The organism is Blautia sp. AF26-2, assembly GCF_003460955.1.
Taxonomy (GTDB): domain Bacteria; phylum Bacillota; class Clostridia; order Lachnospirales; family Lachnospiraceae; genus Fusicatenibacter; species Fusicatenibacter saccharivorans.
Genome location: NZ_QTWD01000011.1, coordinates 1 through 21,703 on the forward strand (window position 1 = coordinate 1; position 21,703 = coordinate 21,703).

The following is a 21,703-nucleotide window of genomic DNA, read 5'->3' on the forward strand; positions in this document are numbered from 1 at the left end:
CGTAAGGCATGGAGCTGACTGTTACTAATCGGTCGAGGGCTTGACCTAATTGGTTGTGTTCACAAGATGGAATGATAGATGTGTAGTGTATGCGGTTTTGAAGGTATATCAAATATCTTCAATTAAATAATCCTCGATAGCTCAATGGTAGAGCATTCGGCTGTTAACCGAAGGGTTGTTGGTTCGAGCCCAACTCGGGGAGTGAATGAGACCTGCAGGGATCCTGCAGGTCTTTTCGTATATTGAGTTGCCCTGTGTGATGTGATACAATAAGGCGTAGCTACTGTAAACGATGAAGGAGAAAAGAAAGATGAATGAAAGTTATACCAGTTTTGCCCAGGTATATGACATGTTCATGGACAACGTGGACTATCCTGCCTGGAGCAAATATCTGATTCAGCTTTTAAAAGAATATCAGGTGGAAGACGGACTGGTGCTCGATCTTGGATGTGGAACGGGGAATATGACCGAGCTGCTCGCCAAAGAGGGCTACGATATGATCGGCGTGGACAATTCTGAGGATATGCTCGAGATTGCCAGTGAAAAACGCGCCGAGTCCGGCTTAAACATTTTATATCTGCTTCAGGATATGCGGGAATTTGAGCTCTACGGAACCGTGAAGGCGGTTGTGAGCATCTGTGATTCCATCAACTATATTCTGGAGGAAGACGATCTGCGGGAAGTCTTCTCGCTCGTCAACAATTATCTGGACCCGAAGGGCATGTTTATCTTTGATCTGAATACCAAGTATAAATATGAACAGATGGGTGAGACTACGATTGCGGAAAACCGCGAGGAGGCAAGCTTTATCTGGGACAATTACTATGACCCGGAGGAAGAGATCAACGAATATGAGCTCGCCATTTTCATCCCGGAGGGAGAAGATTCCGATCTGTACCGTAAATTTGAGGAGGTACATTATCAGAGAGCGTACGATCTTGCGACGATCTGCCGCTTATTGGAAGAGGCAGGCATGGAGTTTGTAACGGCCTACGATGCATTCACAAAGGATGCGCCGAGACCGGAGAGCGAACGTATTTATGTCGTAGCAAGAGAAAAAGGAAAAAGTGAGAAATAGGAGAGAAACATGGATTATATTGTAAGAGCAACAGCGGCAGACGGACAGATTCGTGCGTTTGCAGCGACAACAAGAGAAACCGTAGAGACAGCACGCCAGGATCACAACACGAGCCCGGTTGCAACCGCAGCGCTGGGCCGCCTTCTGACGGCAGGTGCAATGATGGGCGTTATGATGAAGGGAGATAAAGACCTTCTGACCCTGCGCATCCATGCCGGCGGACCGCTGAACGGCATTACCGTAACAGCAGATTCCAAAGGAAATGTAAAAGGTTACGTCGGAAACCCGGACGTCGTGATTCCGGCCAACAAAAAAGGAAAACTTGACGTGGCAGGTGCTGTCGGCGTCGGATTCATGGATGTCATCAAAGACCTGGGACTGAAAGAGCCGTACGTCGGACAGTGCGTTCTGCAGACGAGTGAGATCGCAGAGGATCTGACCTACTATTTTGCAACGAGTGAGCAGGTTCCGTCCAGCGTCGGACTCGGTGTGCTGATGAACAAAGACAATACCGTCCGTCAGGCCGGCGGCTTTATCATTCAGCTGATGCCGTTCTGCGATGAGAAAGTCATTGAAAAACTGGAGCAGCGTCTGGCAGAAGTCAATTCCGTTACCGCATTCCTTGACGAGGGCCTGACTCCGGAGCAGATTCTTGAAAAACTGCTTGGAGACATGGACCTTGTGATCAACGATACCGTGCCGACCCAGTTTTACTGCAACTGCAGCCGTGAGCGTGTATCGAAAGCGCTGATAGCGGTCGGAAGAAAAGAACTGAACGAGATGATTCAGGAAGCAAAACCGGTGGAGCTGAAATGCCATTTCTGCAACAGCGCCTATGAATTTTCTACCGAGGATCTGAAAGAATTATTGCGTAAGAGCAAATAACAGTACTGTTTCAGGCGAAACGGAGGCTGTGAGAGCTTCTGTTTGCAGAAAATCTGTAACAGGGAACCAGATAGTGGAGGAAGAAAGAGATGAAACAGGGATTCGTAAAAGTTGCCGCCGCTTCCTGTGCGGTAGTGGTAGCGGATGTCAGAGAAAATACGAGAGTCATTCTGGAAACGATTCATAAAATGGAGGGCGAGGGAGCAAAGGTGATGGTGCTCCCGGAGCTGGCTCTTACCGGCTACACCTGTAGTGACTTATTCTGGCAGAGTCAGATGATTGATGCGGCGAAAGAAGGATTAAAGGAAATTGCCGATGGTACGAAAGAGACCGATGCGCTGATTTTTGTCGGACTGCCGTGGGAACAGGGCGGAAAGCTGTTCAATGTAGCCGCTGTGCTCTGTCACGGAGAGCTTCTCGGCATTGTGCCGAAAAAGTATCTGCCGAACTACAATGAATTTTATGAGCTGCGTCATTTTACGCCGGGAAAAGAAGCGGTGACAACAACGGAATTTTTTGGAAAAGAGGTTCCGTTTGGCATGAATCTGCTCTTCCAGTGTGAAAAAATGCCGCGTCTTAAGGTTGCGGCAGAGCTCTGTGAGGATCTCTGGACCCCAAATCCGCCGAGTGTGGCGCATGCGCTTGCAGGTGCGACAGTGGTCGTAAACCTTTCTGCCAGTGATGAAATGGTTGGAAAAGACAGTTACCGGAGAAGCCTTGTGAGCGCACAGTCGGCGCGTCTGATCTGCGGCTATATTTATGCGACAGCAGGTGAGGGCGAGTCGACGACAGATCTTGTCTTTGGCGGACAGCATCTGATTGCTGAAAACGGAACCATTCTTGCCGAGGCAAAACGATTTGAGAATCAGATCATTTGTGCAGATCTCGATGTGGATCGTCTCACAAGTGAGCGCAGAAGGATGACCACGTATCCGGAGCAGAGAACCGATGGGTATCAGGTCGTTCGATTCTCCTTGTCAATAGAAGAGACAAAGCTGACCCGTTACTTCGATCCACGGCCATTCGTACCGTCGGATAAGCATAACCGCGATCAGCGATGCGACGAAATTTTAAATATTCAGGCTATGGGACTGAAAAAACGTCTGGCGCATACCCATTGCCAGAGCGCAGTTATCGGTATTTCCGGTGGACTTGACTCGACGCTGGCATTGCTTGTAACGGCAAGAGCATTTGATCTGCTCGGGATTCCGAGAAAGCAGATCCTGTCTGTAACGATGCCGTGTTTTGGAACGACAGACCGTACGTATCAGAATGCATGTGAGCTGACGAGATGCCTTGGCGCAACCTTAAAAGAGATCGATATCAAGGAGGCTGTCAATCTTCATTTCCGTGATATCGGACAGAATCCGGAGAAACACGATGTGACGTATGAAAACGGACAGGCGCGTGAGAGAACGCAGATTCTGATGGATCTTGCCAACCAGTCCGGCGGTATGGTTATCGGAACGGGTGATCTTTCCGAGCTGGCACTTGGCTGGGCAACGTACAATGGCGATCATATGTCAATGTATGCAGTCAATGCATCTGTGCCAAAGACACTGGTGCGCCATCTGGTGCAGTATTATGCGGATACCTGCGGAGAGAAAGCACTTTCTGATATTCTCCTGGATGTGCTTGATACGCCGGTCAGCCCGGAGCTGCTTCCGCCGAAAGACGGTGTCATTTCCCAGAAGACAGAGGATCTTGTCGGACCGTACGAACTCCACGATTTCTTTTTGTACTATATGCTGCGTGTGACGTACGAGCCGCTGAAAATTTACCGTGTGGCGAAACTTGCGTTTGCCGGTGTTTACGATGATACAACAATCCTGAAGTGGCTGAAAACCTTCTACTGGAGATTTTTTGCACAGCAGTTTAAGCGTTCCTGCCTGCCGGACGGACCGAAGGTCGGAAGCGTTGCGGTTTCCCCGCGAGGCGATCTGCGCATGCCAAGTGATGCAAGCGTGAAACTCTGGAGAGAACAGCTTGACCGGCTGTAATCCATCGCATGAGATTCCGGCGCTTCTTCTGGTGCTTGCGATTGACGCGGTAAACTGTTCGGACGATAAGCATTAGAGTGTGTCTGGTTCACAGAATCAAGGATTGACAGATAAGACAACAGAAAAGCAATAGAAAAACAACAGAAAAATGGCTTCGGAGTGAGAACACTCAGGAGCCATTTTTAACTTTATTTGGTTGCAGAAGGATTGCGGGCCTGATCGAGAGCCTGGTCGATTGCCATGACAAGCAGTTCGGAGGTGTAGCGGTTATCCTCGCCGTAAATGAGGCCTTCGGTTGTCTGGTTTACGTAGATCTGACTTGCAATGGAATCGAGTGCAGGCTCCATAAGCGGGTACATAGCGGCCGTGGTCTCGCTTAGGTTATTCATTGAGATTGCGGTAATGCGGTCCTGCTCGACATCGACCTGTATATCGAAGGTCTGGTCACCGAGAGAAATTGTGGAGGTATAGATGCCGGGAATGTAGCGTGCACTCTCGGCAGAACCGGTGGATGAGGCCGCAGGTTTCTTCGCAGACTCCTTTTTTCCGGAACCGAACATAATCAGAAAAACCACGAGCAGAAGGATCGCGAGAGCGAGAAAAACAGTGGTGTAAACCACTTCTTTCATATGTAGTACAATGATTTTCGTTTTGGAACTCATGGGCGGGCACACTCCTTTTTGAAAAACCGTCTGTGAGCGGACGAGGGGCAAACGGACGGGCGTTTTTATTATAATGTATGTAAAAGAGAAATCGTTTATGAAAGAAAGTTTCGTAACATGCAAATTCCGAATATAATCTTTGGACAGTCTTTCTTCTGCCCGAGAATTAGTATATAATGTAATCGGTCACGATAACAGATTTCAGAGAAGAGTTGGGAAAAGAAGAGGGGAAAGATGAAAAAAAGAAAAATCAGAAGTACTATGAGTGTTTTTTTAACTACTTTTTTGCTTCTGCAGATTATATTACTGTTTCTGTACAAATCATTTATTGTTGATATTGCTAAAAAAAACGAGAAAAACCTGGTGGAAAATACACTGCAAATTTATCATAATACGATGGAAAGTGTATTGGAGCGACTTGACGATAACCTGGATCTTTTACTGGGATGTCGGCTGCTTTTGACACAGCTGAATGGAGAAAATAATCTGGAGAAAGTGAAAGCGCAGCATCAAATGCTGCAGATTCTTAAGGAAAGATGTAAAGATACCAAAGAAGCGGATGCCTATGCGATTGTTAATTGCAAAGACAACAGTATTTTGATTCAGAGAAATGGAAATATAACATATGATACAATAAAAGATATCAAAAAGTATCTTCAAAAGCGTAATACGTTTGATAAAACTCCTACATCCGGCTGGACTTCTACTGTCATGGGGGAGCAGGTGTATCTGGTAAAATATTATAATTATGGTGCAAATACGATCGCTGTATTGATATCAGAAAAAAGACTGGACTCTTTGTTAAACTATAATGATATGTCCATCAAAGAGGCAGCGTTCTATCTTACAGACAAAAAAGGGAAAATTCTGTGCGGTTCAGGAGAGGATTGGACATATGGAGAAGCGATAGAGAATCTGCAGAAACAGGATCCATCCATCAGTATCTATCGGGGATCTGTTCTGGAAGATGCATATCAGATGTATTACAGCGTAAAATCCTCCGAGTATGCCGCATATTCTACATCCGGTATCGTTATTTTTGGATTTTTAGTACTGTCTTTACTTTTCTTTGGAACAATTGTCTGGTATATGCAAAAAGAAATTTTTCAGCCGATTGCAGACCTGTCCTGGGTTTCCAGAAAAATTCACAGTGGGGATTTCAGGGCAAGAGCGGAATATAATACGAACAGCTACGAAATGGAAGAAGTAAAACAGGCATATAATGATATGGTACAGACGATTCTTGAAATGAGGGTAGAAAAGTACGAACAGGAACTTCGAATGAAGGATGTACAACTGAAGTATATCCATATGCAATTAAAACCACACTATTTCCTGAATGCTTTATCAACAATCAACAGCATGGTTTATCAGCACGAGGAAGAGAATGTCCATACCTTTATTCAGGCATTTTCACAGAATATCCGCTATATGTTTCGAACCGGTCTGCATACCGTTCCGCTGCAGGATGAAATAAAGAATGCCAGTGGATATCTGGAAATGCAGCGACTTATGTACCGGGATTGCTTTTATGTCTATATGGATATACCGGAAGAAACGCAGCAGTATCCGGTGCCGCAGATGATCCTGCATACATTTTTGGAAAATATATTTAAGCACGTGATCAGTATTGATTCGTTCACTACGGTTCTGATTCAGGCATTGTTGAGCTTTTCGGGGAAGGAAGTTTACTTAAAACTGGAACTATATATATCGCAGGGTCAATTTTCGCAGGAAATACTGGACTTTGTGAATAAAGATATGGAAATAACAGAAAAAGAAGATGGAAGTGGAATTGGAATAAAAAATGTAAAAGAGGTTCTGAAGATGATGTACCAGCAGGATCATCTTCTGTATTTTGAGAATCTGGAACCGGAAGGAACTAAAATAACCATATGGATTCCGAAAACACTGAAATGTACAGATGAGGAGAAAGACGAAGAGAGATGAATTTGCTGATTGTAGATGATGAAATTGTGACAACGCAGGTATTGGAAGAACAGCTGGATCGCGAGTTACTTTCTATTGACCAGATCTATGTGGCCTACAATACTTCTATGGCCAGAGATATTTTGCAAAAAAATAAAGTGGAACTGATTTTATGTGATATTGAAATGCCAAAGGAGAATGGAATTCATTTTCTGAAATGGGTACGAGAACAGAAAATCCAGACAGAGGTTATCTTTCTGACCAGCCATGAAAAATTTGAATATGCCTATGGAGCTGTACAGAATGGTGCGGCAAACTATCTGCTGAAGCCGATTGACATGAATAAAATCAATCAGACATTGCTTCGTGTGACAGAAAAAATAGTCTGGAAACAAAAAACGGAGGAAATCCGGGAATATTGGGAGAGCGGAATAAGAAAGATGGTGCGATATTTCTGGACAAGAGTATTGCTGGAACCCGGTGTGCAGAAACAGGGACTCGAGGAGGAAATAAAGCAGCAGGGGATAGAGGAAGAGATTCAGGAAAAATATTGTGTTGTGATTCTTCATTTTGCCAGTGGAAAACTGGACTTGGGTAAAGAAAAGGGACAGGAATCCATTTATAAATTTGCAATGGAAAACATTCTGGCAGAAGCATTCACAGAAAAAATCAAAATGGAAAATGTGATCTGCTGGGAAGAAAATAAGGGAACCTATCTTGGAATTCTGTCGGAATTTTCGGAAAAGGAGACGAAAGAGAGAGCAGAGCAGGTCAGAAACATATTTGAAAAATATTTTCCGGAGACATTGCAGATCGGATACATTTCCCCGAGTGTTCCTTTTTATGAAGTGGGTCTGGAAAAAGAAAAAATAATGGAATATGACAAAACGCATATTTATGACGAAGGGGAAATAAAGGAATTTATGGTATTGCTTCGAGAAAAGGAGGCGTCCGGACATATTCTGGACGAAGATTATATCCTGCAGTGTCTGAACAAGGGATTCAGGGTAAGTACAATGGAATATTTACAAAAAACGCTGCAGCATGTAAAGCAAACGATGCATTCCGTAGAAGGATTTCGCAATTTTCAGGTGGAACTGACACAGCTTGTAAGCAAATATCTCCATGATAAAAAGGAAAATATGAACAGCGTGATTCGTGATCCGATCTATCTGCGACTGGATATGAATGCGGTTAAATCGGAATTTTCTATGGTGCAGTGGATGACCTGGCTGATGAATAAGGTATTTGATCTGACACAGGAGGAACGGAAAGAAAAAACAGAAAAAAGGATCACAGATCAGGTAATTGATTATATCAGAGAACATTATACGGAAGATATTAACAGAAATACGCTTTCGGAGAGGTTTCATTTTTCACCGGAATACATTGGAAAAATGTTCCGGAAGGATATCGGAACGTCGTTGAATGATTATATTAATTCTCTGCGCGTGGAAAAAGCGAAACATTTGCTGGAAAACACCAATACAAAGGTGATTGATATTGCGCTGGAAGTCGGATTTGATACGCTTCCGTATTTCTCATCTGTATTTAAAAAATATACGGGAGTTTCACCGGCAGAGTTTCGGAAAAGAGAATAGATATCTTAAAAACGAAAGTTTTTGTACTTTTTTGTGTAAGAACTTTCGTTTTTTTTGCGTTATGATAAGTCTATCAAAAGGAACCGGAAAGAAGAAAGGAGAAACAAATGAAGAAAAAGATTTTGGCGATTTTGATGGCTACTTTGACAGTAGGATCTCTGCTGAGCGGATGTGGTGGAGCACAGAGCGGTGATGCAGCCGGAAAGCAGGAGAGCGGCAAACAGGAAAGCAGCGACAGCGAAGAACCGGCAGAGGTTGTATTTGCGTACATGACGCAGAACAATATCCCGGAGTCATCAGAACTGGAAAGAATTCAGAACCTGATCAACGATTATACAGTAGATAAGATCAATACGAAGGTCAAACTGGTACTGTTTTCCAATTCTGATTATATGAATCAGGTGAATCTGATGCTGGCATCCGGAGAACAGCTGGATTTATTTCAGGCATATAATACATCTCATCTGAAATATATCCAGGATGGAACAGCGCTGGATATTACAGAGTATCTGGACAATGATCTGAAAGAGACAACAGAAACTCTTTACGATGGTTTTCTGGCGCCGACAACGGTAGAGGGAAAAACATATGGAATTCTGAATATGGGTTCTAACTATGTACCGGGTGGATTTACCTATCGTGAAGATATTACAGAGAAACTTGGAATTGATATGAGCCAGGTTACCAAACCGGAAGATCTGACTGCAGTGTTTGCAAAGGTAAAAGAAGCTTATCCGGATATGACAATCATTGATCCGAACAGAGCGAATGCATTATTTGAAAGTTACCTGGGCAAGATTGATAAAATCGATCCATTAGGCGACAATATTGCCTCACCAGTTTCCGGTGTGGCTTATCAGGACAATGCAACTGTAGTGGATATGTATGAAACGACAGATTTCAAAGAACTGTGCGAACTGACCAGAAGCTGGTTTGAAGCTGGTTATTATGCAAGTGATGCAGCTACCACAACGGCAACTACCGCAGAATTACTGATGTCCGGCAACTGCTTTGGTACATTCTGTGGACTGGGTAATCCAAAGATTGCGCAGCAGTATACAAACAACTATGGTCATCCTTTTGAAAACGTACAGATCAGTGATTCTATGATCTGGTCTGGAAACGGCGGAGCATGGATGGTAAATTCCGGTTGTAAAGATCCTTCAGCAGCCTGCAAATTTATGAACCTGCTGTACACGGATGCATATGTAGACAACCTTCTGGTCTATGGAGAAGAAGGAGTGGATTACAAATTGGATGAAAATGGTTGTGCAGTAGCACCGGATGGATATACGGATCTGAACAGTGTAGCATATACCAATAATATGAACTACTATTTCTGGGGAAATAAATGGCTGACCTATCCGGTTGCAGGCGGTCTGTATGGAGAAGAAAAAGAGACAAATAAACAGCAGAATTATGATGGAGATCATTCAAATTATTATGGTTTCCTTTACGACTACAGTGATAAAGAAGCAGAATACACCGCATGCCAGAACATTGTAGAAGAGTATAAAAAATCTCTGTGGGTTGGTGCAGCAGATGTAGATACAACACTTGCCGAGATGACAAAACGACTGAAAGCAGCTGGTATGGATGACCTGATTCAGGCAAAGCAGGAGCAGCTGGATGCATGGATGAGTAGTAAGTAGAAAAGACTTTGAAAAAAGGAAAGGGCTGCGGAATATCACCGCAGCCTTATTTATAAAAGGGAGCTCGAATTATGCCAAAGAGTAAGAAGAAATATGCCAGTAAAAATACATTAGCATTGCTTTTCATTGCACTGCCAGGTATTACATATCTGATTATTAATAACTATATCCCGATTGTGGGAACCTTTATTGCGTTTAAAAAGTTCAGTTATGCAAAAGGAATCTGGGGAAGCCCATGGTGTGGACTGAATAACTTTAAATTTTTGTTTCTGACAGATGATGCATGGGTCATTACGAGAAACACGTTGTTATATAATCTGGCGTTTATTGTGATCGGAACAGTAGTTTCTGTGATTTTTGCAATCCTGCTGCATGAGCTGGGAGAACTGTTACGCGGAAAGTTTTTCCAGTCCGTGCTGTTATTTCCGCACTTACTGTCCTGGGTTGTAACGGCGTATCTGGTATATGCGTTATTGGGAAGTACAACCGGTTTTGTGAACAATACAATCTTAAATGCGCTGGGGAAAAAGGGCGTAGACTGGTATACCGCAAAAACGGCATGGCCGTTTATCCTGGTTATTGTATATCTTTGGAAGAATGCCGGATATAATGCGATCGTTTATATGGCAGGTATTGCAGGCATTGATAAGGAAATTTATGAAGCAGCAAAGATTGATGGCGCTTCTAAATTGAAACAGATTACTGCCATTACACTTCCGCTTCTGAGACCAACCATTATTATTATGACATTAATGGCAATCGGCCGTGTATTCTATTCGGACTTTGGTTTGTTCTATCAGGTACCGATGAATGCGGGAACCCTGTTTTCTACGACACAGACGATAGATACGTATGTATATCGCGGTTTGATGGAACAGGGTAATGTAGGAATGTCTTCGGCAGCAGGTGTATATCAGTCATTAGTTGGTTTTGCACTGGTAATGATTGCAAACTTTATTGTGCGGAAAAAAGATCCGGAAAACGCATTGTTCTAGGAGGCAGGATATGAAAAAGACAGTCAGCGATGAAAAACGATTTATTGCAATAGCAACAGTTATTTTAGTGGTAATCAGTATTGTGGCGTTGTTTCCGATGATTCTTCTGGTGGTTGCGTCCTTTACCGATGAAAATGAACTGATTACAAACGGATATCAGATTTTGCCGAAGAAACTCAGCTTGGAAGCATATACCTACATGGTAAAACAGGCAGCAACAATTGTAAGATCGTATCTTGTTACGATTGGAACAACCGTTGTCGGAACCGGATTAAGCGTGCTACTGACAACTTCGATCGCATATCCGATGGCACGAAAAACATTCAAATATAGAAATGCATTATCCTTTTTTGTGTATTTTACCATGCTGTTTAATGGAGGACTGGTGCCACAGTATATTATGTGGACAACATTTTTTCACATTAAAGATACGTATGCAGCACTGATTTTTCCGAATCTTCTGATGACAGCATTCAATATTTTCCTGGTAAGAAACTATTACAGCAACAGTCTGCCGGAAGCATTATACGAAGCTGCGCAGCTGGACGGAGCGTCAGAAATTGGAATTTTCACCAAAATTGTATTTCCGTTGTCGAAGCCGGTAGTTGCCACCATTGGACTGTTTACAGGTCTTTCCTACTGGAACAGCTGGACCAATGCTTTATATTACGTACAGGATCCAAAATATTTTGGTATTCAGAATCTGCTGATGCGTATCATGAAAAACATTGAATATCTGCGAAGCGGAGCATCAGAGCTGGCAGCGGAAGGACAGGCAGTTTCGCTTCCGGGCAACTCCATCCGAATGGCACTGGCATTTGTCGGAATTTTACCAATCATTATTATTTATCCGATGCTTCAGAAATATTTTATCAAAGGTGTGGTTGTCGGCGCTGTAAAAGGCTGACAGAAAGGAGAAACAGATGGCAGCATATGTACATTGTAATTTTCATTCCTGTATCCTGCGGATGCAGGTAGATGTTTCGATTCTGCTTCCGGAAAAGGAGCGGATGGAAGATGTGGAGCAGGGAAAAAAGGGAGAGACTTTCGGAAAAAACAAAAAATATCAGACCCTGTATCTGCTGCATGGATTTACAGGTGACCACCTTACGTATCTGCGGACCTCCAAAATTGAGCGTTATGCAGATGAGCATCAGATCATGGTGGTTATGCCAAGCGTATATAACAGCGCCTATACGGACATGAAATACGGACTGGATTATTTTTCTTATCTGACAGAAGAACTGACAGATTTTGTGGAGAGAAATTTCCCGGCAGCAACAAAGCGGGAAAACCGTTTTATTGCAGGAATGTCGATGGGAGGTTACGGTGCCTATAAATGGGGACTTACCTGTCCGGAAAAATTTGCGGCAATCGGAGGCGTTGCGGGATCTTACCATGCCGAATATCGTTATCAGGGAAAGGTTAACACGGTATCCACCCTTTGTGAAGCGTTATATGGTGATCCGCCTGCGATTACACCGGAGGTTCATGATGTTTTTACACTGTTGAAAAACCGGAAAGAAGAAGGAAGAGATATTCCGAGATTGTATACCTGCTGCGGTACAGAGGACAGACGTCACCAGGATTCGGTCGATCTGAAGGAGTTTGCGGATCAGCTGGGCGTTCCGCTGCTGTTTGAAGAGGGACCGGGAAGGCATGATGATATTTTCTTTGATGAGTATATTCAGAAGATTCTGGACTGGATGAACTTTGCGGGAAAATCAGTAGAAGAGTAAAATCTGCAGAGTATAAAGGGGGTTGTCTCGCCAGATTTTTTTAGTGCGACAGCCCCACGGGAAATACAGGGAGAAGAGGAAAATGGAGATAGAAAAAGCAGCCGTAGCCGGAACACTGGAATCCAGCGATTGTATGGTTACGGTAGAAGATGGAGATGGAAACATAGATCTGGTACTGGAAAGCACAGTGATTCATCAGTATGGAAATCAGATCCGTCATGTGGTTCTGGATACTCTGAAAAGTCTGGGAGTTCAGAACGTAAAAATTAAGATTGTAGATAAAGGAGCTCTGGACTGCACCATCCGTGCGAGGGTGGAAGCTGCGGTATACCGTTCCGCCGGACAGTCGGAGCAGCTGCCATGGGGAGGTGCAATCAGATGAGAGACGCAAAAAAGCGATTACGCCGTACCATGATGTTTTTAAATGCACAGAAGCCGGGACTGATTAAGGATCCGTATATTTATGGGGCAGATTCTCTGATGTTGGACCTGGAAGATGCAGTGGCAGAAAATCAGAAGGATGCAGCCAGATTTTCCCTGTTTCATGCACTGCGCACGATTGATTATCATGGAGCAGAACGGATTGTACGTATTAATGGTCTGGACACGCCTTTCTGGAAGGAAGATATCCGCTGCGCAGTAGCCGGTGGATGTGATGGCATCCGTATTCCTAAGACAGAGACAGCGCAGGATGTAAAAATAGTGGAGCAGCAAATTTTAAAGGCGGAGAATGAATTTGGCAGACCGGAGAACAGTACCTTAATTATGGCAGCGATAGAATCGGCAAGAGGTGTGGTGAAGGCATTAGAAATTTGCGAGGCTTCGAAAAGGCTGTTTGGTATCGCACTGTCCGGTGGAGATTACACGAAAGATCTGCATACCCACATTACGGGAACCGGAATAGAACTGATGGGAGCAAGACAGCAGCTTGTCATTGCTGCGCGGGCAGCAGGTGTGCAATGTTTTGATACCGTTTATACAGATCTGGAGAACGAAGATGGTTTTCGAGAAGATGTCAATACGATTCACCTGATGGGATTTGACGGGAAATCAATTATCAATCCAAGACAGATTCATATTGTACATGAAATTTTTACACCGAAAGAAAAAGAGATTATTTTTGCGGAAAAAGTAGTCCGTGAGATTGATAGCAAAAAGGCACAGGGAATCGGTGTATTTACTGTGGACGGAAAGATGATTGATATTGCATTTTATGATGGTGCAAAGCGAATAATCGAACTGGCCAAGGCTTCCGGTGTGTACGAGGGGGAACTGTAAGATGAAAAATGCAGTAGGGAGAGAAATTCCCGAGGAAATATTGAAGGCAACAGGAAAAGAAGTATTTCACGGAGTGCATTATTATGATGGTTATGAATATCAGAAAGATGGTCCGAAAACCCGCTGCGTGGTGAATTCCGATGGCAGCAAATTGGTGAAAACAATTCATGAGGCACTGGTGAAATGTGAAATCCGGGATGGCATGACAATTGGATTTCATCATCATTTCCGGGATGGTGATCTGGTTGTAAATATGGTGATGGAAGAAATCCATAAAATGGGTATTAAAAATATTACCATTTGTGCCAGTTCTCTGGGGAAAGCGCATGCAGGACTGGTACCGTACATGGAAGATGGAACGATTACAGGAATCCAGTCTTCTGGTGTGCGCGGTGAGATTGGAAAAGCGATTTCTGAGGGAAAACTGAAAGGGCTTGCAGTGATGCGCTCCCACGGCGGCAGAGTTCGGGCAATCGAAACAGGGGAAGTACACCTGGATATTGCATTTATCGGAGCACCGACGTGTGATGATTATGGAAACTGTCGTGGTATCGGTGGAAAAGCAGATTGCGGAGTATTGTCCTATGCGATGGTAGATGCTGATTATGCGGACCGGGTCGTAGCAATTACGGACTGTCTGGTGCCGTTTCCTAATTTTCCGACACATATTTCCATGACAAAGGTAGATTATGTAGTAGTGGTAGATGCAATCGGAGATCCCAAGAAAATTGCAACAGGTGCAGCGAAACCGACGAAAGATATGAGAAAACTGATGATGGCGGATTACTGTACACGATTTGTCACTTCTACCCCGTACTTTAAAGATGGATTTTCTTATCAGACCGGTGTGGGAGGCGCATCTATCGCTTCCACCATTTCGTTGGCAAAAATCATGAAGGAACGTGGAATCCGTATGCGTTTCGGCGTCGGAGGATTGACGAAACCGATGTGTGATCTTCTGGATAACAATCAGGTTGATGTACTTCTGGATACGCAGGATTTTGATCTGGATGCGGTAGAATCAGTAAAAGATATCAGGCATTTCAGAATCAGTGCCGGTGAATATGCAGATCCTTTTAACAAGGGCGCAGTAGTCAACAAACTGGATTTTGTGATTCTGGCAGCATTGGAAGTTGATGTAAATTTCAATTGCAATGTTGTAGTAGGTTCCGATGGCGTTATAACAGGCGCGCAGGGAGGTCATCCGGATACGGCGGCAGGCGCAAAATGCACCATTGTACTGACTCCATTATTGCAAGGAAGAATTCCGGCAATCTGTACGGAAGTAACAACAGTGACAACACCGGGAGAATCTGTAGATGTAGTCATCACGGAATATGGAGTTGCAGTTAATCCACTGCGAAAAGATCTGCTGGAAGCGGTAAAAAACAGTGGACTTCCGCTGAAAACGATAGAAGAACTTCGGGATTTGGCTTACCGGATTGCAGGAGAACCGGAGAAAGTAGAATTTGGCGAACGTATTGTAGGAATTATTGAAAGCAGAGACGGAACCATCATGGATGTAGTTCGTCAGATTAAACCATTCCAATTTAAAGAGGAAAAGAAGGTACTCCCGGAGTCAGTACATAAATAAGAGAAGGAGGGCAGGCAGTGGGGGACTATATGGAAGAAACAGGGGATCCTTTTACCGGGAAAAAGAAAGAGGAACTCAAAAAATTTCTGGAATACATGGGACTTACTTATGATGAGCAGATTACGCATTCCATTGTATTGCGAAAAGAGAAAGAAATCATAGCAACTGCTTCCTGCCAGAAAAATATCATAAAATGTGTTGCGGTATCAGAAGAGTATCAAGGACAGAATCTGCTGGCACATCTTATGACATCTCTGATTGAATATTTTTATGGAATGGGAATTTCTCATTTTTTTGGATTTACCAAGCCTCAGAACAAAGAACTGTTTTGCAGTATGGGAATGTATCCGGTGACACAGACAGAAAAAATTCTTCTTCTGGAAAATGACAAAAACGGACTGGAAAAATTCCTGAAACGATTAAAAAAAGAAACACAGGAACAACAGAAGTGCAAAGTGGAAAACAGGCATGAAAACGGTATTGGGGCAGTGGTTATGAATTGTAATCCCTTTACCAGGGGACATGAATACCTGATCCGGGAGGCGGCAAAAAAAAACAAATGGCTGCACATTTTTATCCTCTCAGAAGAACAGAGCTTTCTGACAACGAGAGAACGGTATCAGTTGGTAAAAGAAGGAATACAGGAAATTCCAAATGTGATTCTTCACCAGACCTCAGAATACATGATTTCGCCGGCTGTGTTTCCGACATATTTTATCAAAGAAAAAGCGAAAGCCTATGAGATGAATTGCCAGTTGGATATTCAGTTATTTGGAGAGCGTATTGCACCGGAACTTAATATAACGGATCGCTATGTAGGCAGTGAACCGGCCTGCGATGTGACACATACCTATAACCAGTGCTTACGGGAGCAGCTGCCGTGCTATCAGATCCGCTTTCATGAAATTCCCCGAAAAACATATGGAGACCAGATCATCAGTGCATCTGAGGTCAGAAAAAGATATGCGGAAAATCAATTAAAAAGCGTCTGCGGGATGCTTCCGGAAAGTACCTGGCGCTATCTGGAAAGGAAAAAGAATGAAAACGGAAAATAAGGTTTCCTTAGAGCAGGTATTGTGGAGCCGAGAAAAAAGGGTGGCAACGCAGAAAGAGCTTCTTGAAAAATATCCGGGTACCTTAATCTGCTTTATGCTCAATATTCCGGGTCCGGAAAAGGTAAATGAACTTTTCGAAAAGGTCTTTTATGAAGGACTAGAAAAGATACAGAATAAGCTGGAAACGGAAAAAATTTCGACGGAAGTCCGGCTGGTACAAGAAAACATAACCGGATATGAAGGATATTTGGTTGTGAAAGCAGACGGCTGCCAGGTGAAAAAGCTTATGATTGCTTTGGAAGAGACGAAGATCGGGAGACTGTATGATATTGATGTATTGGAAAAAGAAAATACGAAAATCAGCAGAAAGGATCTTGGATTTCCGGAAAGAAAATGTCTGTTATGCGACAACCCGGCCTGCCAGTGTGGCAGAAGCAGAAAACATTCGATCGAAGAATTGAGAAAAAAGATCTATGGTATCATATGGGAAGAACAGCTGCAAAGAGGCGTAGCTGCTGAGATCAGTCAGGCACTGATGGAGGAAGTGTATACAACACCAAAACCAGGCTTAGTAGACCGGGAGGATACCGGTGCGCATACAGATATGAACTGTCAGACATTTCAAAAGAGTACAGAGGCGATCGCCGAAGATCTGGCGGCAATGTTTGAAGCCGGGTATTCCTGGGAGGCAGATCCGAAGACATTGTTTCCCCTTCTCAGAGAAAGAGGAAAAAAGACGGAAGAAAAAATGTTTGTTGCAACCGGAGGAGTCAATACGCACAAAGGAATCATTTTTACGATTGGCATTCTTGCAGCTGCAGCCGGAATTTCCCTGAGAAATTACGGAAAAATCGAGTCGGAGGATGTTTGCCGGATCAGTCTGGAAATGACAAAAAAAGAGTTGGAACAGGATCTGAGAAAATTAAAACAAAGCTCGGGGATCACGCATGGAGAAAAAATTTACTGCCATCTGGGCGAGAAAGGAGTCCGGGGACTGGCGATGAGCGGATATCCGATTCTGTGTGAACGTACGGTTCCTCATATGAAGCAGTATATAGCAAATAACAGGGATCAAAATCAGATCAATGTACAGATTCTTCTTGAAATTATAGCAGAGCTTACGGACACAAATGTCATCAGCAGAACCAGTGAGAAAGAAATGCGATGGCTGCAAACGGAAGCAAAGGCAATTCTTAAGACAGGTGGTGCTTTTTGCGCGGAGGGTTTGCAAAAAGTGCGAGAACTGAATCAGATTTGTATCCGGAAAAATATGAGTCCGGGCGGAGCTGCGGATTTACTTGCAGCAACGATTTTTTTGTGCCGCATGGAAACACTGATGGAACGTTTGAAAAGTATAATACAATAAAAATATATGACGCTGTCATTGCTCTTAAAATGTACGGCCGCTCTTAATGCTGAATATTTTTAGCTGTTGAGAGCGGCCGTTTACGTTAGAAATATATGGCAGTATTTTCAGAAGGAAATGGTTACTGTTTGCCTGAAGGTTGATTGCATCGAAAAAAGGAGTCTGCTATACTGTAGATATGTTTATCTTTGGAGCAGAAGTGGATCAGAACAGGAGGAGCGAAACATGAGTCTGCAGTTTATCATGGGAAATTCGGGGGCTGGAAAGTCGAGATATGCGTATCAGAAAATTCTGGCGGAAGCGATGCGCCACCCGGAGAAAACTTATCTGATCATTGTGCCGGAGCAGTTTACAATGCAGACGCAGAAAGAGCTTGTGTCACTGCATCCGGCGGGCGGTATTTTAAATGTTGATATTTTGAGCTTCCAGCGTCTGGCTTACCGTATTTTTGAGGAGACCGGAGGCAGTCTGTACCCGGTGCTCGAAGAAACGGGAAAGAGTCTTGTGGTAAAACGCGTTGCACAGGAGAAGAAAAAGGAGCTGACGATTCTTGGAAGTACGTTAAAGAGAACCGGCGCAGTTTCGCAGATGAAATCGTTGATTTCCGAGCTGAAGCAGTATCAGATTGCGCCGTCCGAGCTTGATACGTGGGCGGAGGAGACGGGAGAGAAAAAGCTGCTGGCAGCAAAGCTGAAAGACACCGGGGTAATCTACCGTGCATTTGAAGAATATCTGGAAAATCGCTACGTGACGGCGGAGGATGTGCTGGAGGTTCTGGCGGGAAAGCTGGAAGAATCATCACTCATTCGAAACAGTGAGGTACTGGTGGACGGATTTACCGGATTTACGCCAGTACAGATCGGTGTGCTTGGAAAACTGTTCCGGCTTTGTGAAAAGGTCTATGTGACGATTATTATGGATGAGCGGGAGGATCCGTATAAAAAGGCAATCCCGCACCAGCTCTTTGCGATGAGCCGCCAGCTGATTCAACAGCTTATGAAAGCGGCAGACGAAGCAGGGTGCCCAGTGGAGCCGGAAATCTGGGTCAGACGCTCGGGATATGGCCGTTTTCAGTCGGGAAGCATGATGGATCAGTTGGAACAGAACCTGTTTCGATATGGAATAAGAAGGATTGTCGGAACAGAGGCAGGAAAAAGAGCAGAGTCAAAAGCAGGGGCAGGAACAAATGGAAAGAACAAAAAAGAAATTGGGCCAAGCACGCTGGAAAATGCACAGAAAACGAAAAAGGAGCATTTGGAGTCCGGACAAAATCTGAAACAGCAGGGTATTTACATTAGTGTAGCGCCATCTCCACGTGCGGAGCTCGAGGAAACGGTGCGCCTGATCCGCCGCATGGTGCGTGAGGAGAAGATGCGGTACCAGGATTTTGCCGTTCTGACCGGAGATCTTTCCATTTATGGCACATATGCGCGGGAAATTTTTGAAAAATGCGGCATTCCGTACTTTGTGGACGAAAAGCATTCTGTGCTGATGAATCCGTTCGTGGAATTTCTGCGCGCGGCGATCGAGATGGTGGTACAGAGCTTTTCCTACGAGAGCGTCTTCCGTTATCTGCGCTGCGGCCTTTCGAGTCTGAGCCGCGAGGAGACAGATGCGATGGAAAACTATGTTCTGGCACTTGGCATCCGCGGGCTGAAAGCGTATGGGGAGACGTGGACGCGGGGATACCGCGGCATCAAACCGGATGAAGTGCCGCAGCGCAATCTCCTGCGGGAAAAATTCTATGCCGAAGTGCAGCCGTTTGCAGAACAGATGAAGAAAAAAGACGCCACGGTGCGGGAGCGGACGGAGGCCCTGTACGCACTGGCGGTGCAGAATCGGATGCAGGAAAAACTTGAGGAGCGGCGGCAGCAGTTTGAAGAGCGGGGGCAGGAGGCATTTGCAAAAGAATACAGCCAGATTTACGGTATTGTCATGGAGCTTCTGGATAAGATTGTCGAGGTGCTGGGCGAGGAAAAAATGACACTGGCAGAGTATCAGGAGATTCTGGAGGCGGGCTTTGCAGAGGCTTCTGTTGGCATTATTCCGCCGACAGCGGATCAGGTGCTGGTCGGAGACAATGAACGGTCACGTCTGAAGGATATCCGCGTGCTGTTTTTTGTCGGTGTGAACGATGGACTGATTCCGCGCCACGATGCGGGGGGCGGTATCCTGTCGGAGTATGACCGTGAGGAGCTGGAGCGAGCGGATGCAAAGCTGTCCCCGACGGCGCGTGAGACGATGTATCAGCAGAAATTCCATCTCTACCGAAATCTGACGAAGCCGTCGGAGCGGCTGTATCTTTCGTTTGCAAAGGCAGGTGCATCCGGCGAGGCGCAGAATCCGTCGTATCTGATCAATGAAATCCGGAAACTCTTCCCGGAAATTCCGGTGCGGGATATCGAAAAAGAAGAAAATCCGGAGGAGAAACTGGAAATGCCGCGTTCCGGGGAGGCACTGTTTCTGGAGGAGCTTGGAAAGGCGGCAGAGGGCGAGATAAATCCGCTGTTTGAAGAGCTTTACCGCTGGTATGCGGCGCATCCGGAGGCGGGGATTCCGGCGGAGACGTATCGGAAAGCGGCCTTTCTGCGCTGTGCGGATGGTGTGATCGGAAGGAGTGCGGCATCGGCGCTGTACGGGGATACGTTAAAAAACAGTGCGACACGGCTGGAAAAGTATGCGGCATGTGCGTTTGCCCATTTTATGGAGTTTGGTCTCCAGATTCGCGAGCGGGATCAGTATGAGCTGAAAGCGGCGGATATGGGAACGGTCATGCATGAAGCGCTTGAGAAGTTTTCGAAAAAGCTGCAGGAGAACGGTGAGACCTGGAAGACGGTGACCGATGACACGCGTGACCGTCTGATTGAGGAGTGTGTCGAGGAGACGATGGCGGACTATGGAAACACAATTTTTCAGAGTTCAAGCCGGAATCAGTACCGCATCATCCGCGTAAAGCGGATTCTGAAACGAACTGTCTGGGCACTGCAGCAGCAGATCCGGCAGGGAGAATTTGAGCCAGGGGAGTTTGAGGTTTCCTTTTCCATGGAGGATTCCCTGTCTGCGATCAACATTGAGTTGTCGGAGCATGAGAAGATGCGGCTGCGCGGACGGATTGACCGTGTGGATCTCTGCGAAACGGACGATAAGGTGTATGTGAAAATCATCGATTACAAGACAGGAAATACGTCACTTGATCTGGTGGCACTCTACTATGGATTACAGCTGCAGCTGGCAGTTTATCTCGATGCGGCGGTGGAGCTGGAGCAGAAAAAGCATCCGGGTAAGCTGGTGGAGCCTGCAGGGGTATTTTATTATCATATTGATGATCCGATCCTCGACCAGGAAGAAGATGAGACCGATGAGGCGTGGGGCAGACGGATGCTGAAAGCACTGCGGATGGATGGCCTTGTAAATGCAGATCGGAAGGTAGTGGAGCTGCTCGACCGTGTACTCGAGGACGGAACGACGTCGGATGTGATTCCGGTTGGAAAGAAGAAGGACGGAAGCTACACAGGCTATTCGAAAGTGGCATCGTCGGAGCAGTTTGACGTGATTCGGACATACACCAGAAAGAAGGTACGTGAGATCGGCGAGGGCATTTTCTCGGGAAATGTAAAAATTTCGCCGTTTCAGCGGGATGGAGCAACGGCATGCGCATATTGCGAATATCAGGGAATCTGCGGATTCGATCAGAAAATTCAGGGATATGAATACCGTAAATTAAAGGGCATGGATACAGAACTGCTGATGAAGGTAATGCAGGAGACAGCACAAAGAGATCAAAAAGAGTGACTGCTTTTGAAAAAGTGAAATATGGTGCATTTTTTCCAAGTGAGGGAAAGAAAATCAGCCAGAAAGAAGAGGGAAAG

Annotated in this window: 16 protein-coding genes and 1 tRNA gene; 16 read left to right on the plus strand and 1 reads right to left on the minus strand. The window is 45.0% G+C overall.

What is annotated here, in order from left to right; genetic code table 11:
* Positions 1-130 precede the first annotated feature (130 nt).
* The 4 genes from DWY63_RS13895 to DWY63_RS13910 all read left to right on the plus strand — a co-directional run bounded on the left by DWY63_RS13895 (position 131) and on the right by DWY63_RS13910 (position 3,963).
* Positions 131-202, plus strand: a tRNA-Asn gene (locus DWY63_RS13895).
* A 108-nt stretch (positions 203-310) separates the two neighbouring features.
* Positions 311-1,078: a class I SAM-dependent DNA methyltransferase gene (locus DWY63_RS13900; protein WP_117509992.1), complete on the plus strand. Its 768-nt coding sequence runs from the start codon at positions 311-313 to the stop codon at positions 1,076-1,078.
* Between the two features lie 9 nt (positions 1,079-1,087).
* Positions 1,088-1,963, plus strand: a complete 876-nt coding sequence (hslO, locus tag DWY63_RS13905) for an Hsp33 family molecular chaperone HslO (RefSeq protein ID WP_022462421.1) — start codon at positions 1,088-1,090, stop codon at positions 1,961-1,963.
* 89 nt (positions 1,964-2,052) lie between these two features.
* Positions 2,053-3,963 carry an NAD(+) synthase gene (locus DWY63_RS13910; protein ID WP_055226558.1) on the plus strand — a complete coding sequence of 637 codons (1,911 nt, stop codon included), beginning with the start codon at positions 2,053-2,055 and terminating at the stop codon, positions 3,961-3,963.
* A 188-nt stretch (positions 3,964-4,151) separates the two neighbouring features.
* On the opposite strand, the gene DWY63_RS13915 is transcribed toward DWY63_RS13910, so the two are convergent.
* Positions 4,152-4,625 (minus strand): hypothetical protein, encoded by a 474-nt coding sequence (locus tag DWY63_RS13915; protein ID WP_055226560.1) that lies wholly within the window; start codon positions 4,623-4,625, stop codon positions 4,152-4,154.
* Between the two features lie 234 nt (positions 4,626-4,859).
* On the opposite strand from DWY63_RS13915, the gene DWY63_RS13920 reads away from it, so the two are divergent.
* The 12 genes from DWY63_RS13920 (at position 4,860) to DWY63_RS13975 (ending at position 21,626) form a co-directional block, all read left to right on the plus strand.
* Positions 4,860-6,575: a sensor histidine kinase gene (locus DWY63_RS13920; protein WP_117761895.1), complete on the plus strand. Its 1,716-nt coding sequence runs from the start codon at positions 4,860-4,862 to the stop codon at positions 6,573-6,575.
* On the plus strand, positions 6,572-8,155 hold the full coding sequence (locus DWY63_RS13925) for a response regulator transcription factor (RefSeq protein ID WP_055226563.1): 1,584 nt from the start codon (positions 6,572-6,574) through the stop codon (positions 8,153-8,155). The genes DWY63_RS13920 and DWY63_RS13925 overlap by 4 nt, the downstream gene beginning before the upstream one ends.
* A 107-nt stretch (positions 8,156-8,262) precedes the next feature.
* The gene (locus DWY63_RS13930) at positions 8,263-9,807 is read left to right on the plus strand and encodes an ABC transporter substrate-binding protein (protein ID WP_055226565.1); all 1,545 of its coding nucleotides are present in this window, start codon (positions 8,263-8,265) and stop codon (positions 9,805-9,807) included.
* A 71-nt stretch (positions 9,808-9,878) separates the two neighbouring features.
* Complete coding sequence (locus DWY63_RS13935) at positions 9,879-10,802, plus strand: ABC transporter permease (protein ID WP_055226567.1); 924 nt, start codon at positions 9,879-9,881, stop codon at positions 10,800-10,802.
* 10 nt (positions 10,803-10,812) lie between these two features.
* Complete coding sequence (locus DWY63_RS13940; protein WP_055226569.1) at positions 10,813-11,709, plus strand: carbohydrate ABC transporter permease; 897 nt, start codon at positions 10,813-10,815, stop codon at positions 11,707-11,709.
* Positions 11,710-11,725: 16 nt separating this feature from the next.
* Positions 11,726-12,541, plus strand: a complete 816-nt coding sequence (locus DWY63_RS13945) for an alpha/beta hydrolase (protein ID WP_117509984.1) — start codon at positions 11,726-11,728, stop codon at positions 12,539-12,541.
* Between the two features lie 82 nt (positions 12,542-12,623).
* On the plus strand, positions 12,624-12,923 hold the full coding sequence (gene citD, locus DWY63_RS13950) for a citrate lyase acyl carrier protein (RefSeq protein WP_055226572.1): 300 nt from the start codon (positions 12,624-12,626) through the stop codon (positions 12,921-12,923).
* Positions 12,920-13,819, plus strand: coding sequence for an aldolase/citrate lyase family protein (locus DWY63_RS13955; protein WP_055226574.1), 900 nt, complete (start codon positions 12,920-12,922; stop codon positions 13,817-13,819). Before citD ends, DWY63_RS13955 begins: the two co-directional genes overlap by 4 nt.
* Position 13,820: 1 nt before the next feature.
* The gene (gene citF / locus DWY63_RS13960; protein WP_055226576.1) at positions 13,821-15,413 is read left to right on the plus strand and encodes a citrate lyase subunit alpha; all 1,593 of its coding nucleotides are present in this window, start codon (positions 13,821-13,823) and stop codon (positions 15,411-15,413) included.
* A 17-nt stretch (positions 15,414-15,430) separates the two neighbouring features.
* Positions 15,431-16,468 (plus strand): [citrate (pro-3S)-lyase] ligase, encoded by a 1,038-nt coding sequence (citC, locus tag DWY63_RS13965; RefSeq protein WP_082424868.1) that lies wholly within the window; start codon positions 15,431-15,433, stop codon positions 16,466-16,468.
* Positions 16,452-17,834, plus strand: a complete 1,383-nt coding sequence (gene citX / locus DWY63_RS13970) for a citrate lyase holo-[acyl-carrier protein] synthase (RefSeq protein ID WP_117761896.1) — start codon at positions 16,452-16,454, stop codon at positions 17,832-17,834. Before citC ends, citX begins: the two co-directional genes overlap by 17 nt.
* A gap of 225 nt (positions 17,835-18,059) precedes the next feature.
* A complete protein-coding gene (locus tag DWY63_RS13975) occupies positions 18,060-21,626 on the plus strand; it encodes a PD-(D/E)XK nuclease family protein (protein ID WP_117761897.1) in 3,567 nt (1,188 codons plus the stop codon).
* Positions 21,627-21,703 lie beyond the last annotated feature (77 nt).